The 16565-nt window shown below is 61.0% G+C and carries 15 protein-coding genes; 1 reads left to right on the forward strand and 14 read right to left on the reverse strand.

Annotated features, from left to right (window positions below; all coding sequences use genetic code 11):
* Positions 1-159: 159 nt before the first annotated feature.
* From EJ076_RS00625 to EJ076_RS00670, 10 genes are all read right to left on the reverse strand, one after another.
* On the reverse strand, positions 160-777 hold the full coding sequence (locus tag EJ076_RS00625; RefSeq protein WP_063169219.1) for a hypothetical protein: 618 nt from the start codon (positions 775-777) through the stop codon (positions 160-162).
* 728 nt (positions 778-1505) lie between these two features.
* On the reverse strand, positions 1506-1661 hold the full coding sequence (gene ccoS / locus EJ076_RS00630) for a cbb3-type cytochrome oxidase assembly protein CcoS (RefSeq protein ID WP_081714250.1): 156 nt from the start codon (positions 1659-1661) through the stop codon (positions 1506-1508).
* A gap of 5 nt (positions 1662-1666) precedes the next feature.
* A complete protein-coding gene (locus EJ076_RS00635) occupies positions 1667-3946 on the reverse strand; it encodes a cation-translocating P-type ATPase (RefSeq protein WP_063169220.1) in 2280 nt (759 codons plus the stop codon).
* Positions 3943-4440 (reverse strand): FixH family protein, encoded by a 498-nt coding sequence (locus EJ076_RS00640; RefSeq protein WP_063169221.1) that lies wholly within the window; start codon positions 4438-4440, stop codon positions 3943-3945. The genes EJ076_RS00635 and EJ076_RS00640 overlap by 4 nt, the downstream gene beginning before the upstream one ends.
* Positions 4437-5996, reverse strand: coding sequence for a cytochrome c oxidase accessory protein CcoG (gene ccoG / locus EJ076_RS00645; protein ID WP_063169222.1), 1560 nt, complete (start codon positions 5994-5996; stop codon positions 4437-4439). Before ccoG ends, EJ076_RS00640 begins: the two co-directional genes overlap by 4 nt.
* Positions 5997-6163: 167 nt before the next feature.
* Positions 6164-7027: a cytochrome-c oxidase, cbb3-type subunit III gene (ccoP, locus tag EJ076_RS00650; protein WP_063169223.1), complete on the reverse strand. Its 864-nt coding sequence runs from the start codon at positions 7025-7027 to the stop codon at positions 6164-6166.
* Positions 7028-7029: 2 nt separating this feature from the next.
* The gene (locus EJ076_RS00655; protein WP_024502864.1) at positions 7030-7179 is read right to left on the reverse strand and encodes a cbb3-type cytochrome c oxidase subunit 3; all 150 of its coding nucleotides are present in this window, start codon (positions 7177-7179) and stop codon (positions 7030-7032) included.
* Positions 7180-7190: 11 nt separating this feature from the next.
* On the reverse strand, positions 7191-7922 hold the full coding sequence (gene ccoO, locus EJ076_RS00660) for a cytochrome-c oxidase, cbb3-type subunit II (protein WP_063169224.1): 732 nt from the start codon (positions 7920-7922) through the stop codon (positions 7191-7193).
* A complete protein-coding gene (gene ccoN, locus EJ076_RS00665; RefSeq protein ID WP_063169225.1) occupies positions 7922-9541 on the reverse strand; it encodes a cytochrome-c oxidase, cbb3-type subunit I in 1620 nt (539 codons plus the stop codon). Before ccoN ends, ccoO begins: the two co-directional genes overlap by 1 nt.
* Positions 9542-10035: 494 nt before the next feature.
* The gene (locus EJ076_RS00670) at positions 10036-10779 is read right to left on the reverse strand and encodes a Crp/Fnr family transcriptional regulator (protein ID WP_024502861.1); all 744 of its coding nucleotides are present in this window, start codon (positions 10777-10779) and stop codon (positions 10036-10038) included.
* 152 nt (positions 10780-10931) lie between these two features.
* Between EJ076_RS00670 and hemN the strand changes: the two genes are divergently transcribed.
* Complete coding sequence (gene hemN, locus EJ076_RS00675; RefSeq protein WP_063169226.1) at positions 10932-12281, forward strand: oxygen-independent coproporphyrinogen III oxidase; 1350 nt, start codon at positions 10932-10934, stop codon at positions 12279-12281.
* A 110-nt stretch (positions 12282-12391) separates the two neighbouring features.
* Here hemN and EJ076_RS00680 read toward each other — a convergent pair whose 3' ends face one another.
* From EJ076_RS00680 to trbG, 4 genes are all read right to left on the reverse strand, one after another.
* On the reverse strand, positions 12392-13738 hold the full coding sequence (locus EJ076_RS00680; RefSeq protein ID WP_063169227.1) for an IS5 family transposase: 1347 nt from the start codon (positions 13736-13738) through the stop codon (positions 12392-12394).
* Between the two features lie 335 nt (positions 13739-14073).
* Complete coding sequence (locus tag EJ076_RS00685) at positions 14074-14316, reverse strand: DUF2274 domain-containing protein (protein WP_024502859.1); 243 nt, start codon at positions 14314-14316, stop codon at positions 14074-14076.
* Positions 14317-14328: 12 nt separating this feature from the next.
* Positions 14329-15543, reverse strand: coding sequence for a TrbI/VirB10 family protein (locus EJ076_RS00690; RefSeq protein WP_063169228.1), 1215 nt, complete (start codon positions 15541-15543; stop codon positions 14329-14331).
* A complete protein-coding gene (gene trbG, locus EJ076_RS00695) occupies positions 15540-16565 on the reverse strand; it encodes a P-type conjugative transfer protein TrbG (RefSeq protein ID WP_164548809.1) in 1026 nt (341 codons plus the stop codon). Before trbG ends, EJ076_RS00690 begins: the two co-directional genes overlap by 4 nt.

A 16565-nucleotide genomic window follows, 5' to 3' on the forward strand; every position in this document is an offset into this window, starting at 1 on the left:
AAGCACTCAAAGCGCTCAGAGGTGGATGCGGCTAACCGATCCCGCCCTTTCGCCGCGCAGCCGCGCAGATCGCCGCCAGCAAGCGAGACACTCGCGACGCTGGTCAGCGACGGCCGCGCCGCATCGATCGCCACATTCCACCTGGAACCCTTGCGCATACTACTCACGCTCCACGACGTCGAAGCGGGCTCTCTTGCGAGGGTGAGGGTATCGAACGTAGCGCTCTCTCTCGTCATCCCAGCCAAGGTAGCGGAAACTTTTATCCACGACCGCGCATATCTCATCAAGAACCTGCTGCATGGCTTCGATGTCGATGTCCTTGCAATTCAGTCGCCGATAGAGCAAAGCCCACGCGGCGACATAGTCGTCGAAATAGCGCGCGTCACTCGAACCAATGATCAACTTCGGACGGTTGATCGATTTCGAAAACGCACGTCCCAACCCCGATGATGCTCCGCAGCACGTTGACATCACGAGGATCTTCGGCGCTGGATGCGAGCCCTGGAACATTTTTACGAAGTCAGCCCAAAGAAGGCCACTTCGCCCACTGGACGAAGCGATCCCGTCACCATTGCCGTGCCCGGCGATGTGAAGCACGTCGCACTCCGCCTCCATCGCTCGTACTACAGCCTCACCAAATTTCGTTCGGTTCAACGCCATTTGGAGCTCCGCGCGGATGTTGACAGCCTTTAACAAGTGCTGCACGATCGGTCCCTCTTGCCTGTCGGCGAAGTAGTCATTTGCATTGTGGCAGTCGATGATGTGTACGGTGTTCATGGTACTCCAGCCGCTTGTTCGTTCATCGTCGTGACGAGCGGACACCACGCGCGCGGAACCGCGTGACGTGCGCTGGGTTCCGGTACCGTCGCATAGCCTCAAGGCGCGGGCCGGGAATCGGGATGGATCGGCAACGACGCACACAACCCATCAAAGGCGAAAGCTGTTGATCGGCCCCCTGTCCGCGCAAGCCACGCGGATGGTCAGCCAGCAAGCGAGATACACACGACGCCGGTCAGCTAATGGCTGCGCCGTAAGCACAAGGCATGGCCGACCACACGACAGAAAACCCAGAACCGTGAAGGTGCTGATAATGACGACCAATCTTTCCGTAAGTCATGCATTTCTCCGTCGAAGACTGGTCAATAGACCACGCCGATGAGTATGACCCTGATCTGGATCAGCCAGACATGACCAATCGGCACTGGCGGTTCACGGTCAGGTGATCGACCGTGACGTTCCACTTTGGAACCCGTGCGCACATTGCCAAGCTCTCGTCCGGCCACGCGAGGTACTCTCGTGGCATCACACGCCTCATACTGGGTGCAATGGGAGGCAGTCCTTCGCACGACAGAGGCTTTTCACAAATGTAGTGTGCAGCTTAGGTCAAGATGGTCATGGAGCATGGAGCATGGAGCATGGAGCATGGAGCATGGACAGCTTGTTCCCGACCGAGCCGGCTCGACTGACGAGCGCGATCCGCGCATCTTATGCACAGCGGATTGAAATCAGCGTTCCGGTTTGTCGTCCCGATCAATTAGTATCCGCTCGGCGGCTCCGTCGAGATCTTCGTATTGACCGCTTCGCAATGCCCAGACGAAGCCGGACACACCCAGTGCACCCAGAAAAAGGGCCACTGGTATGAGATAGAGCAACGTCGTCACGAGGATTATGCCGAATAGCTGACTGCGGAGCGTCCGACTTTTTGAATAACTTGCAGCGTCGCATTCGCCCCGAAGCCGTGCAAGCGCAATGCGTTTCCAATAACAAGCACCGATGAGGCAGACATGGCAATCGCCGCTAACAAAGGCGTGGCGTGGCCCAGGATGGCGATCGGCACGGCGACGGCATTGTAGACGATCGCAATCGCGATGTTCTGGCGGATCAGGTGTCCCGCCTTGCGCGAGACGTCCAGCGCGAGAGGCACTGCCAGAAGGCTTTCGCGCAGGAATACGAAGTCGGCGGCATTGCGGCCAATGTCGGCGGCGGTGGCCGGAGCGATCGAGACATGCGCCGCGCTCAGCGCCGGCGTGTCGTTGAGGCCGTCGCCAACCATCAGAACCTTGTGTCCGTCTTTCGCCAGGGTCTCGATGCGCTCGACCTTGCCCGACGGCAGCAGGCACGGAACGAAGTCCTCGACACCCAGCATTCTTGCAACTTCACCGCAGGCACCTGCGGTATCGCCCGACAGCATTTGCATCGACACCCCAGTATCGTTCAATCGCTTGATCGCCGCCGCCGCGTCGGCGCGCAGCGCATCCTCGAAATCGAAGGTCGCGACAATGAACCCGTCTTTTGTCAGCACCGTTCCGCCATAGCCATGGTTGCCTTCACCACCGGTCCGGGCCTTCCATCCAGCCCATCCGCGTCGACCCAGCCGCCAGATGCTTCCGGCGACAGTGGCTTCGATCCCGAACCCCGGATGCTCTGTGACGGCATCGAATTTGTGTTGCCCGCCAGGAGCGGCAAAGCCGGTTATGGCCTTTGAAAACGGGTGACGCGAGTGCGCGGCCATGTCTGCCGCGATTGCCAGCATGGCCGGATCGATCGACGATGCATTGAGGAGCCGGGGTTGTCCGAGCGTGAGCGTTCCGGTCTTGTCGAACACTGCGTTATCAATCGTCGCCAGGCGCTCCATGGCCGAACCGTCCTTGACCATGATGCCGTTCTCGAACAGACGCCGCGCGGCGACCACCTGAACGATCGGTACGGCGAGGCCGAGCGCGCACGGGCAGGTGATGATCAGAACGGCAATGGCGATCGTCATCGCCCGGTGCCAGTCGCCCGTCGCCGCCATCCAACCCAGGAATGTCACGAAGGCGGTGAGATGAACCACGGGCGCGTAGAGTGCCGACACGCGATCAGCGATGCGGCGATAGTGCGCGCGACCGCCCTCTGCGGCTTCCATCAGCCGAACCATTTCGGCGAGGAACGAATCCTTCGCGGCGGCGGTCGCCTCGATCGTCAGCGGGCCGGTAAGATTGAGCACGCCGGCCTGCACGGCTTCGCCCGGCGCCACGTTTTTCGGCGCGCTTTCGCCTGAGGCCAGCGAGCAGTCGAGATCAGACGCTCCGTGGATGATCTTGCCGTCGACGGGGATCCTTTCACCGGCCGCGATCAGCAGCTGCATCCCCGGTTCGATCTCGCCAACCGGCAGATAGTCGCGCGCGCCATCGCCGCGCAGCACCATGGCGCCGCGTGCGGCCAGCTGCGACAGGCCTTTCACCGCGGTGCGGGCACGTTCGCGCATCACGTGATCCAGCGTCCTGCCGATCAAAAGGAAAAAAAGCAGCGAAACCGACGCGTCGAAATAGGCGTGGTCGCCATGGTTGATCGTCTCATAGAGGCTCATGGCGTAAGCGAGCGACACTCCGACCGCGATCGGCACGTCCATGTTCATGCGGCCGTGGCGCAGTGCATTCCAGGCCGAGCGGAAGAAGATGCCGCCGGCGAAGGCGAGCGCTGGGATGGCGATCAATGCGGAGACCCAGTGAAACAGGTCGCGGGTAGCCCCTTCGGCCCCGGACCAGACAGAGACCGAAAGCAGCATGATATTGCCCGCCGCGAACCCGGCAACCGCGACGGCGCGGATCAACTCCGAAAGCGTCCTGTCCTTTTCATCAATCTCGGGGGCGAAGAGATGCGCCTGGTAGCCGAGCCGTCCAAGCGCGGCGACGAACGGTGGAACCTCGTCGCCACGCCAGCGGACCGAGACCCGTTTCGTCGACAGGTTGACGCGGGCGCTCTCGACGCGATCGAGCGTTCCCAACGCCGTCTCGATCGTCTGGATACAAGCTGCGCAATGAACGCTCGGCACCGAAAGATCGGTTTGGCGGAGATCATCTCCAAGCGATCGGCTCGCCAGCCTGATCTCTTGACTAGACGGCAGGACCGACGTGGTGCTGCCCAGATCAAGCGCCATTTCGGCGCCCGGTGCACAACAACTCATTTCAGCGCTCCATGGGAAATCATGATCCTGCGGACTTCGCGGTAGGGCTCGGCCAGACCGGCGTCAGCGTCGACTTCGACGATCCAGACGCCATCCTTCGGCATGTGCTGGGCTGCGAATTCCTGGCCGGAGGCGAGGGCGAGGTTGACCGCCTTGTCCTCTTTCTCGTAGGCGGGATGGCGAAACAGCACCTTGACGCCATGCAAGGCAATCGGCTTGCCGACGGCGTCGGTAAGGCTATAGCGGACCTCGCCCCATGCGATGGTCAGCTTGCCGGTCCAGCCGAGCGCTGCCTGCGCCCGCCCCTCCTCGGCCTTCTTGTTGAACTGCTGGCTCGCCACATAGGTGTTTTCGACGACAAGGCCGGTCCAGCTCGTGTTGGCGAGCGTTGCCATCGTCAGATTGACCGCGATGACCACCCCGAAAAAGGCTAGGATGATGGCCAGCATGTGCCTGCCGGTGAATACGCGGGGTTTTTCAGCGTTAGCGGTCATCTGGCAGTCTCCGGCGCGTTGAAGGTGGCGGTGTATTCGTCCGCCTCGAAGCTCGCCTTGTCCTCGACACGGAACTTGAAGGTCTGCGCTGTGCCCTGGATTTGATCCGCCGGCTGGCGCACGAAGACCTTCAGCATTTTCAGGCGGTCGGGTTCGACCGGAATGGCAAAAGAACGGCCTTCCGGGATGTCGTCGCCGACCACGCTCATCTCGGCGCCCTGCAAGCCTTGAATCGCGACAACGATCGTCCTTGGCTCGGGGATCATGTTGAGCAGCTTGACGGTGTAGCCGTTGCGGATCGAGCCGTCGGACAGCGTGACAAATTGCGGATTGCGATCATGCAGCACGTTGACTTCGAGCCGATCGCGCGTCAGCAGCGAATAGAGCAGACCCAGGCCGATCAGCGACCAGATACCCATGTAGACGTAGGTGCGTGGCCGAAAGATCTTGCGGATATGGAAATGCGCCACCTTGTCGGAGAACAGGCCATCAGCGGTCCTGACCTGCGACGGGTTGACTGAACTGGAGCCGCCCGCGGTCGCCAGCATCATGTTGGCGTTGTAGTCGGACAGTGTCGCATAGGAGATCAGCCCGCGCTCCTTGCCGAGCTTGTCCATGACCCCGTCGCAGGCGTCTATGCACAGCGCGCAGGTGATGCATTCCATCTGCTGGCCATCGCGGATGTCGATCCCCATCGGGCAGACCGCGACGCAGGCATTGCAGTCGACGCAGTCACCGACCGGCAGCCCTGCGGCAAGGACCTTCTTGGCGTGGCGAGAACGCGGTTCGCCGCGCCAGTCATTGTAGGTGACGGTGAGAGAACTTTCGTCGAGCATCGCTGCCTGGATGCGCGGCCATGGGCACATGTAGGTGCAGACCTGCTCGCGCATCAGACCGCCGAACGTGTAGGTGGTAGCCGTCAGCACGGCGACAGTGATGTAGGCGACGGGTGGCGCGGTGCCGGTGAAGAGTTCGCCAACCAGCGTCGGCGCATCGGCAAAATAGAAAATCCAGGCGCCGCCGGTCGCCGCACCGATGACCAGCCAGACGGCGTGCTTCGATAAGCGCAGCATCAGCTTGCGGGCGGTCCAGGGGCCTGCATCGAGTTTCATGCGAGCGTTACGGTCGCCCTCTATCGCACGTTCGACGACGAGGAACAGATCGACCCACACCGTCTGAGGGCATGCATAGCCGCACCAGGCACGGCCGACAGTCGAGGTGATCAGGAAAAGACCGACGCCCGCCATGACCAGGAGGCCGGCCACATAGAAGAATTCCTGGGGCCATATCTCGATGAAGAAGAAGTAGAAGCGCCGGTTCGCGAGATCGAGCAGGACTGCCTGGTCCGGGGCAAATGGACCGCGAGCCCAAGGCAGCCACGCAGCCAGGTAATAGATGCCAAGTGTGATCGTCATCACCAGCCATTTGAAGCGACGAAAGTTGCCCGAGGCGCGCTTCGGAAAGATCTTTTGACGCGCGGCATAAAGCGGCTTGCGGGTTTTGGCGGAATTGACAGTTTCTGTTTCGAGCCCTGTCAACTGCGTCTTGTCACGCATGTGCAACTCCACTTTCCCAGCCAATGTCAGGGGCACCTGTCGTAAAGCCTCGCCGTAGGATAGCCTTGCCGGGTTGTGCAGATCGCATTAGGGATGGTGTCGAGGCCCGGCTCACGCCGGGCCTCGTCCGCTTGGCAGGGGGGACCGAAGAATAGGACCTTCCATTCCTATTCTCCGCCGCCAAGCGAATGGACATAAACTGCAAGTTCCTTGACCTTGATCTCGCCGAGACGGCCAACCCAGGCCGGCATGACGCCCTGTTTTGGCGCACGGACCTGTGCGGCGATGGCTGTCTCACCGGATCCATAGAGCCAGATCGCATCGGTCAGGTCGGGGGCGCCGAATTCCCTGTTGCCTTTTGCATTGTCGCCGTGACAGGCCACGCAATTCTCGGCAAAGACCTTGGCGCCGGGTTGGATCAGACTTGCATCGCGGACCTTGCCGGAAAGGCTGGCCACGTAGGCGCTGACTTGTGCGATCTGGTCGGCGGTAATGATGTCGCCGAAGGCCGGCATTTCCGACAGGCGCGTGTCCGGATCGGATGCGAAGCGGATGCCGTGCGTAATCGTCTGCTGGATCTGCTCGGCCTTGCCGCCCCACAGCCAGTCGTCGTCGTTGAGATTGGGAAAGCCCTTGGAACCCTGGGCGCCGGAGCCATGACATTGTACGCAATTGACCTTGAAAGCGGCGCCACCGGCGGCGATTGCGAATTCGCGCAGGCCGTCGTCCGCGGCGATTTCCGAGACGCTCTTGGACTCCACCGCCGAGATATATTTGCCCTTGGCGGCCTCAGCCGCGGTCAGCTCGTTCCTGACCTCGTTGCGGCTGGAATAGCCGAGCACACCCGTTGTCGCCGAGTGCAACAGAGGCCATGCTGGATAGGCAATGGTGTAGCCTATCGCCCAGACAATGGTGACGTAAAAAGTGATAACCCACCATCTGGGAAGCGGGTTGTTCAGCTCCCGGATACCATCCCATTCGTGGCCGGTGGTCGAGACGCCAGAGATTTCATCGATATGCTCGTCGCTCATGATCACTCGTCCTCGAGCGGAATGCGGGCCGCTTCGTCGGCCAGCCTTCGGCTGCCGGGGCGTAGGGCAAAGGCGATGCACCCCACGAAGAACAGCGCCATCGCAACCAGGCCCCAGCTGTCGGCAAACGCCCGCATCAAATTGTAGGTCATCAGCGTTCTCCTCAGCGGTAGCCGGCGGCTTCGTCGTAATTTTTGAAGTCGACCAGTGTGCCAAGCATCTGCAGGTAGGCGAGCAGGGCATCCATTTCGGTGACCTGTTGCGGGTTGCCGTCGAAGTCGCCGATCTTGGCTTTTGGGTAACGCGCCTCAAGGCCTGATGTGTCGGCATTGGGATCGGCCTGCGCCGCCAGATCCGCATTGGCGTGGGCGATCATGTCATCGGTGTAAGGGACGGCTACAAGCCTGTTGGCGACCAGATGCGTCGAGAAATCCTTCACGTCGATCGGCGTGTCTTTCAGGAACCCATAGCTCGGCATGATCGATTCCGGCACCACCGAGCGCGGGTCGGTAAGATGCGCGACATGCCATGCATTCGAGTAGCGGTCGCCAACTCTGGCGAGATCCGGCCCGGTGCGCTTCGATCCCCACTGGAAGGGGTGATCGTACATGGACTCGGCAGCCAGGCTGTAGTGGCCATAGCGCTCAACTTCGTCGCGGAACGGCCTGATCATCTGGCTATGACAGAGGTAGCAGCCCTCGCGCATATAGATGTTGCGCCCGACAAGTTCGAGCGGCGAATAGGGGCGCATGCCTTCCACCTTCTCGATCGTGTTGTCGAGATAGAAGAGAGGCGCGATCTCGACGATGCCGCCGACCGTCACCACGAGCAGCGAGCCAACGAGAAGAAGCGTGGCGTTCTTCTCGATGATTGCGTGTTTGTCCATCAAGCCCATTACCTGGCTCCTGATCGCGCAGGTCGGATGGCGACGGGGCTCGGCATCGGCTCCTCCTCGCGCTGGTGGCCGAGGATGGTCCTGGTGATGTTCCAGGCCATGATCAGGGCGCCGGAGAGGTACATGGCGCCGCCGATGGCGCGCAGGACATAGTAGGGGTGCATGGCGGCGACGGTTTCGGCGAAGGAGTAGACCAGGAAGCCCTGCTCGCCATATTCGCGCCACATCAGGCCCTGCATGATGCCGGACACCCACATCACCGCGGCGTAGACGACGATCCCGAGTGTCGCCAGCCAGAAGTGCCAGGTGACGAGCCTCAGCGAGTAGAGCCGTTGACGGTTCCAGAGCTTCGGGACCATGTAGTAGATCGCGCCGAACGAGATCATGCCGACCCAGCCGAGCGCACCCGAATGGACGTGCCCGATGGTCCAGTCGGTATAATGCGACAGCGAATTGACCGCCCGGATCGCCATGATGGGGCCTTCGAAGGTCGACATGCCATAGAAGGCGACGGCCATCACCATCATGCGGATGATCGGATCGGTGCGCAGCTTGTCCCAGGCGCCGGACAGCGTCATCAGGCCGTTGATCATGCCGCCCCAGGACGGCATCCACAGCATGATCGAGAACACCATGCCGAGCGTCTGCGCCCAATCGGGCAAGGCGGTGTAGTGCAGGTGATGCGGCCCGGCCCAGATGTAGAGAAAGATGATAGCCCAGAAATGGACGATCGACAGCCGGTACGAATAGACTGGCCGGTTCGCCTGCTTGGGCACGAAATAATACATCATGCCGAGGAAGCCGGCGGTGAGAAAGAAGCCGACCGCGTTGTGGCCGTACCACCATTGCGTCAAGGCGTCCTGGACCCCTGAAAAGGCGGAGTAGCTCTTGGAGCCCGGGAACGAGACTGGTATGGACAGGTTGTTGACCACATGCAGCATCGCGATGGTCACGATGAACGACAGGTAGAACCAGTTGGCCACGTAGATATGCGGTTCCTTGCGCTTCAGGATCGTGCCAAGGAACAGAATGAGGTAGGCGACCCAGACGATGGTCAGCCAGACATCCACATACCATTCGGGTTCGGCGTACTCGCGGCCCTCGGTGATGCCGAGCAGGTAGCCGGTCGCGGCCATGACGATGAACAGCTGGTAGCCCCAGAAGACGAACCAGGCGAGATCACGGCCGAAGAGGCGCGCGCGGCAGGTGCGCTGCACGACATACAGAGACGTGCAAAGCAGCGCGTTGCCGCCGAAGGCGAAAACGACACCGGATGTGTGCAACGGCCGCAAACGACCGAAATTGAACCAGGGCTGGATGTTGAGATCGGGGTAGGCGAGCTGCAGCGCGATCACCACGCCGACCAGCATGCCGACGACACCCCAGAACACGGTGGCGATCGCGCCGTAGCGGATCGGACCATCCATGTAAGCGGATGGGTCAATCGGAGCTGCTGGCCTGAACTCCGTGTTGCGCAACAGGATCGCAGTGAAACCAGCCACTGCGAAGAACAACACCCACATGTGTCGGCGGAAAGGTTCATCCACGCCGAAGCCGGCGGCCACCAGGGCCGCAAAAGCGAACACGCTTAGAAGGACGATCTCTGTGCCGAATTTCATTGCAGATCCCGATCTCGAATCTGGTGGATGCCAAATCCGCAGCGCACTAATCGCGCAGCCGCCGCCCCCTCGCCCTGATCTATGTCAGGCCGCACGATTTTGTGCGGCGCAATCAGCAGGTGGCGAATGAACGAGGAACGCAGCGCGGGCTCACTCCCTCATGGAAGGCGTTCCCTGGGTTGGGCGGGCGCAGACGCGATCGCTGAGGCGAAAGCTGAGGCTCTGCGCGCGTTGGATGCTATTGCCGATGCCCTGCCAAACGTTGTTCGGATCCCATTGGAAACGAACGCGATCGTTCCGCCGAGCCGTGGCAGATTAAGGACCATGCTTCGCCGGTATGTGCCGAAACACACCTGGCGATTGGTCACGTTCCTATCAAAGCCCGAAAGCTGTTTGTCTCGACAACCGTGACGCCGCTTCGTCGAAGGCGCGGCGACATCGCATTAAAAGGCAAACACGGCCCGCCCCGGAGTCATGCGACATGGCCTCGCCGCTTAGGGCCGCTCGCGTCCGCCGCCACAGCGCTTCTCCAGACGGCTTATGCTGTCCACCGTCACATGGCGTGCGTTCTCAATCCGAATCACCCCGTCAGCCCGCAATCGCGTCAGTTGGCGGCTCACGGTCTCGCTGGTGATTCCAAGGAAATCAGACATTTCGGCACGCGTCAGCGGCAGATCGAAGGAGGCCGACCCGGAAGCCGCATCGAGACTGGAATCGATATTCCGGGCCATCATGAGGAGAAAAGTCGCCACCTTTTCCGGAGCTGTCTTGCGCCCCAGCGTCACCATCCACTCGCGCGCCTCATCGAGTTCATTCAGCGTCTGTTTGAGCAGGCGATGCTCGAATTCCCGTGACGCCTTCATCATCCGTTCGACGGCCGCTCGCGGAAACGAACACAGCGTGACTGCTGTTGCCGCTTCCGCATTGATCGAGCTTTCCTCCTTGAAAGGACGTCCCAGAAAATCCGGTGCAAACTGGAGACCGACGATCTGCTGGCGCCCATCCGACAGGCTCTTTGATAGCTTTACCACGCCTGAAAGCACGTTGGAGTAGCTGTCGACGTTCTGTGCCTCGCCGGTCAACTCCATTCCTGACTCGATCCGGCGACGCGAGCAAGTCTTGGCGAGCCCAACCAAATTGTCTGGATCGAGCGCACCGCAGACACCGCGACGCCGTGCCTCGCAAGGGAAGCAAAGAACAGGAATGCCGGAACTATGAATGTCTTGCCGAAAGGTCATGCGTTCGCCTTACCCGATCCTAACTGCCGGCAGGATACCCATCCAGGGTAGAGAAATCCTGCGGCGGTTTGTCCATGAGCGCGGCTGATCGAGATCAGGGTCTGCTTCAGCGATGCGTGCAGTGTTCCGGCGGGCAACACGGTGAACGCGAGATGCAATCGGAAATAGCTGTCAAACTCAGCGAGAACGTCCCACGCTACACCAGCTATCCGACGGCGCCGCATTTCCATTCGGGGATCGATGCTGCCATTTACCGTGGCTGGTTGGAGACGCTGGAAAGCGGCGACGAAATCTCGCTGTACCTGCACATTCCTTACTGCGACAAGCTCTGCTGGTTCTGCGCCTGCCACACCAAGCAGACGCACCAATATGAGCCGGTGGCCGCTTATCTGCGCTCGCTGAATGCCGAAATCGTCACGATTGCCGGTCTGGTGAGCGGCAAGGCACATGTCCGTGCAATCCACTTCGGTGGCGGTTCGCCAACTATTCTGAGGCCCGATGATATGGTTGCTCTTGGAGCGGCCTTGCGGGACAGCTTCGACCTTCTCCCGGATGCTACGGTCAGCATCGAAATCGAAACCAACGACATGGACAAGGCGCGCCTTGATGCACTTGCTCAAATCGGCGTAACGCGGGCGAGCCTCGGCGTGCAGGATTTCGATCCGCAAGTGCAAAAAGCAATTAATCGTGAGCAGAGTTTTTTGCAGACCAAGGCAGTCGTCGACGGGGTTCGTTCGCGGGGCGTCGAATCGGTCAATCTGGACCTGCTCTACGGGCTCCCGAATCAGACACGCGAGACGATCTGTTCCACGGTGGCGCAGGCACTGACCTTGGAGCCAGACCGGATGGCCCTGTTCGGCTACGCACATGTGCCCTGGTTCAAGAAGCATCAGACGATGATCGACGAGGCATGGCTGCCGAGTCCCACTGAGCGTTTCGCCCAATCTCAACTCGCGGCGCGGGCAATTGTCGCCAAGGGATATGAGGCAATAGGACTCGATCATTTCGCGAAGCCCGACGATGCGCTGGCCATAGCGGCCCGCGCAGGGGTTTTGCATCGCAATTTTCAGGGCTACACTGAGGATCGCTGCCCGACACTGATCGGACTTGGCCCTTCGTCCATCGGTCGTTTTCGCCAAGGCTACGTGCAGAACATGGCTTCGACTGCCGGGTACGGGCGCATGGTTGCGGATGGCGGGTTGGCTGCCGTCCGCGGCGTTGCCCTTTCCGACGACGATCGCGTCCGTGGCTGGATCATCGAGCGGCTGATGTGTGATTTTGCCTTCTCGGCAGTCGACCTGGTGGAGCGGTTCGGCAAAGCCGGCGAGCAGCTCCTTCATCGCTCGAGGTCCATCGCACTCCACGATCCTGCCCGAGCGCTTGAATTCGATGGTGACAGTTTCCTCGTACGGACTGAAAGTCGCCCCTTCATTCGAACCATCGCGGCCAAGTTCGATACATATTTCAAAGGGGGAACGGCGAGGCACTCGGTGGCGGTCTGAGCAAAGCACAGTGCGCTCGCCGTTTGGTCGATCGGCGAACCAGCTGCGTTCGTTTTGACCGCTCATAGGCGACTACCGCATCAAATCGTCGACCGTGAACAATCCGAGCCCTAAGCGGCGACCGGCTTCGGCCGGATTTGAAGCAGGGCAATCAAGAGCGACAAAAACCCCTTCAGCCACCTGAGCAGGAGGGAGAAGTTGTAGCCGGCGGCGGCCAGGATGGCGTTGAGGGTGTCGCCCTGCTGGCCGGCGAGGTAGTTGCGGCCCATTCTGTGTTCGCTCTTGATGTGGCCGATGACGGGCTCGACCGCCGACCGCCGTCGCATCTGGCGCTTGATGGCTGGGGTGACGCGGCGTTTCTGGCCCGCGGTGAAGACCCTGAGCTTGTGGCTCTGCGGTGCGTTGTGGCCGCGATAGCCGGCGTCGGCGAGGATGCGGCCGATCTCGTTGCCGATGGTCTTTTCCATGTCGGGGATGACGCTTGCCAGCGTGTGGCCGTCATAGGGATTGCCGGGCAGTGCTTTTGCATGCAGGGCGAACTGGCCGCCCCTGGAGCGCTTCAGCGTGGTGGCCACCGACACCTTCACCCCGAACTCGTAGGGCGCATGCGCCTTGCCCTTGCCGATGCATTCCACCTCGTGTGCGTGCAGGCTGTAGATCTTGCGGCCGCGCTGGCGCTGGCGTTGCTCGAGAACGGTGGCGGCCTGGTAGAGCGGCCATTTGAACAGCGCGTCCAGCCCCTGATCGCCGGCGATCTGGCGACCAATGTCGCGAATGGTCCGGCCGAGATAGGTCTTGAGCTTGCGTAGCGCCTTGTTGGCCCGCTTGAACTGCTTGGCGTGGGCATAGCGCTGGTGGCTGATCAGCGCCAGCTTGCCGACCCGCACATAACTCTGGCGCAAATGGAGACCCGTCCTCTTGGCCAGCCGCACCAGCCGTTCGCGTGCCCGATGGATGAGCTTGGCGTCGGTCGGGAACATGACGTTCTTCGGCTGCACGGTGGTGTCGACGATCACCTGGCGCGTGTCGGCCGGTTTCATCGCCCCGGTCTTGACCGCGAGGCTGAGGCTCTCCTGCAACAGCACCATAATCCGCTCCTCGCCCATACGGCTGCGCCAACGCGTCATCGAGGAGCGGTCGAACGGCAGCGTATGGCAAAAGAACGTCTCGCCGGTGAGATACTGGAAATAAGGGTTCTCCACCCAGCGCTCGCACAGCACCTCATCCGACAGGTTGAAGGTGTGCTTGAGGATCGCCAGCCCCGCCATCAGCCGGGTCGGCAGCGGCGGCATGCCGGGGCCGTCCGAATAGACGGCGCCGAAACGCTCCTCCAGCACCGGCCAGTCGATCGCCTGCGCCAGCCGCACCAGCTCGTGCTTCATGTTGATGATTTGGTCGAGCCGGGAGCGGAACAGGTCCTGCTCTCCCGTCTCGCGCTTCTCGCGTGGCCTGGACATTCGCTGTCCCCTCGATTCGCCGCCGCCGAACCGAGTGAATCACGCTCCGCGCCACAAGGGAATCGCAAAACCGAATTGCAGGAAAACAGCGTCCAAATACCGCTAATCCTGCAATTCCAAAGCCGCTATCCGCCTCAATCAACAGGCCAGATCAATGGCTTGCGGATAGTTCACGGCCGACCAAATCGAAAATGCAAACTTAGGCTGTTGCGCGGTATCTCCTTCCACATCATCTCTTGCGCATACCTGCATTCCAAGGTGTTTGATCCTATGCTTCGCGAGGAGCAGGTAGGTCGCGACAGCTAGGCAATGTTCCAGCTGCCCTAGCGGAGGAGTCACGATTTTCCGGCAAGCTCCGTCGGCAGACGTTCCTTTCTGGCCTTGGCAAAGGCTCGGTCGCCTTCCAGAAACGCCGCCAGCATGAAAGGGATGAGTTCTGCCACGGTTTCAGACTGACCATAGGTCTGACGGTAAAGTGCAGCATACTCCTTGAGTGTTTGGCTCAGCTCCGCGCTGACGGTAATGGTGATCTTCGAAGCTGTTCGGTCCGGAAGTTTTCCAAGTTTCAGGTCAGCCATGATAACTCCTGCTCAACTGGCGTATGGCCGCAGCACGATGTCCTTGTGCACGATGACGCGCAGTGGCCAACCTGGGCGGACGACGATGGTGGGCTGGATATTGAGGTTTTTTTCGGTGATGCGCTGGCCGGCTCGACTGGCGTTCTGCTGGGCTGATTCCCGGATCGCCTTGACCAGATCGCTCTCGTTTTCGCCGAGGCTGAATTCTGTGCCGACACCGAGCAATGTGGCAAGCGCCACTCCCTTGATCATCTGCCAAGTGTGGAAATCGACTTCGTCTTCCAGCCCTGCGTAGCCGGCGGTGTCGCTCGCGGGCAGATTGTCGATTTCGGCCGACGAGCCGTCGGGCAGCAGAATGCGCTGCCAGACCAGCAGCGCTCGCTTTTGCCCGAACGCGACGACGCTGTCGTAGACGCCGATAAGACGTGAGCCCTGCGGAATCAGCAATATGTTGCCCGTGACCGTGTCGTGCACATTTTCGGTGACTTGCGCGACGACAAGGCCCGGCAAATCGGAATTGATGCCGGTGATCAGGCTGGCGGCAATCACGCTGCCAGCCATCAGTTGATATGGCGAGATCGGCGTCTGCAGCGCATGCGGATTGTAGATCCCGCCAGTGCTCCGCTGGCTGAGAAAATCAAGCTTTCGCTGCTGATTGTTCTGGTCGCCTTCCGCCGCCGCCACCGAGGCTGACGCGCGTCCTGCTTCGGATTGGGGAAGCGCCTCAAATGGATGCTGAGCAGTTTGCACGCTCTCTCCGACATCTGTCTTTTGAGCTCGATTTTCGACGCGGAAAAGCACCCGCGATTCACGCGCTTCGATCGCCTGCTGCGCTAGACGCTGCTCCTCGGCCGAGATGTCTTGGCCCGGCACGATGCCGAGCTGGCGCTGCCGCTCGAGGATGGGGCGGCCGAGGTCGCCCGGCAAAGGTAGCCCAAGGACGGGAGGCTTCGGCTTCATGCCGGAATAGTCATGGGGAAGCGTATCGAGCCCCTCGGCGGTTGGTTTGCGCTCAGTGTTGTAGAGATCTTCCGCCTGATCCCTGATGCGAAGGGCCGGCCCCTGGAGGGCGATCATGGTAACGCCGAAGACAGCGCCGGATCCGAGCGCTGCGATCGCGATGATCACACCGCGCCTGAACCGCACCACGCGGCGGGGAGAGGCCCGAAGCTGCAGTTCCTCGGGATCCAGTTTCGGCGGGATGCCAGAGCGGGAATTTTCGATCATGAGTCCTCACCTCGCCGGCTGCCGCGAAAGAGCGAGATCCGCCGTTGCGGTTGCCTGCCGTCAATCCTGCTGATGCGGATCACCTGCTGCCGCTTGGTGCCGAGGCGAAGTTCGGCCGCGGCGAAGAGCCGATCGACGATGTAATAGTTGCCGCGCACGCGATAGTTGACGAGCTCGCTGCTCCCATCTGCGCCGACGATGAAGAGTGGTGGCGCCTCGCCCTGATCTATGCGACGAGGGAACTCAATATAGACCTTGCTGCCGTCGTCGAAGGCTCGCGTCGGTCTCCAGGGCGGTGTGTCGCCACTGATTGAGTAGCGAAAGCGAAGGTTTTCGAGCGCGATATTCGACGCGACCGGTGTAACTGCCTCGGCTTGAGCATTGCGCTGGCGAAGCGCGATGATCTGGTCTTGGCTGTAGGTCCAGGAGATTGCCGCCATTGCGGTCTTCTCGGTGCTTTGAAGCTGCAAATGATAGGTCCGCCGGTCCGTCGTAATGACGACATTGGTGGCAAGACCCGGCGCGAAGGGTTTTACCAGAACATGGGTGCGCTGATTGTCACCGGTGCCGCTTGCGGTATCGCCAATGACCCAGCGCACGGTGTCGCCAGCCGACACGGCGGTTAGTTTCTCGCCCGGCTGCAGAGCGATGTCGGTCACGCGCTCCGGCGCGGCATAGAGTTGATAAAGCGCGCCATCGGTGAAGGGGTAGACTTGCACGGCATTAACATACCCGTACTTGGTGGGTTGCTGGGTCGCGGCTTTGTTGGCATCAGCGACGCGTTCTTCAGGGGGGCGCTTGTCCTCGGCCTTGCCGGGCTCGGGCTGCATTTGGCCAGGCAGCGGCAGTGGTTTTGGCACCTCGACAATTCTAATCGGCCTCTCCGGCGCCTTTTCGATCGCGGCCGGTTTGAAGTCGGCAGCGTCATAGGAAATCTCAGGCGGCGGCACCTTCTTCGATGCACAAGCGGAAACGACCGCTGCCGACACCGATAGGATCAGCACGGCACGAATCGGTGACAT

The sequence above is a fragment of the Mesorhizobium sp. M7D.F.Ca.US.005.01.1.1 genome, assembly GCF_003952545.1.
Lineage (GTDB): Bacteria > Pseudomonadota > Alphaproteobacteria > Rhizobiales > Rhizobiaceae > Mesorhizobium > Mesorhizobium loti.